We start from the raw sequence: 548 nt of genomic DNA on the forward strand, positions 1-548 counted from the left end.
GGCCCGGCGCGGACGCGGCTCCGGACGGGCCCGGCGCGGACGCGGCTCCGGACGGGCCCGGCGCGGCCGGGGAAGGCGCGGACGACGCTTCCGACGCTGCGGCCGACGAGGAAGGCGACGCCGACGGGACGCCTGCCGATGGCGAGGCAGCGGCGCCGAACGACGCCGAAGGCGAGGCCGAGGAAACGGCGGGCTCCGAGGCCGGAACTGCGGCTGCGGAAGGACCCGAAGGCGAGGCCGACGGGACTCCGGCCGAAGCCACGGAGGCGGAAGGCGCCGAGGGCGGGGCCGGGGCCGCGGAAGGTGGCGAGGCTGCGGCCGGGCAGCTGTCCGAGGCCGAGGCCGAGCTGGCGGCGCAGAAGGTCGAGCGGGAGCGGATCGCGCGGCGGAAGGCGGAGCGGACGGAGCCGATCGACGCCGGGGCCAAGCTCAGCGGGACGGCCGCGGACCTGCTGGCCGCCGTACGGGCCGTGGAGAGCGGGCAGAAGCCCGCCGTGTACTACGACGAGGCGCCCGCGCCCGCCCGCCGGACCCCCGCTCCCCCGCCG

Annotated in this window: 1 pseudogene; it reads left to right on the forward strand. The window is 79.7% G+C overall.

The features are described from left to right. Positions 1–548: pseudogene (locus tag GPJ59_RS38340) on the forward strand (DNA helicase RecD); the annotation flags it as partial.

The sequence above is a fragment of the Streptomyces bambusae genome (genome assembly GCF_019400985.1).
GTDB classification, from domain to species: domain Bacteria; phylum Actinomycetota; class Actinomycetes; order Streptomycetales; family Streptomycetaceae; genus Streptomyces; species Streptomyces bambusae_A.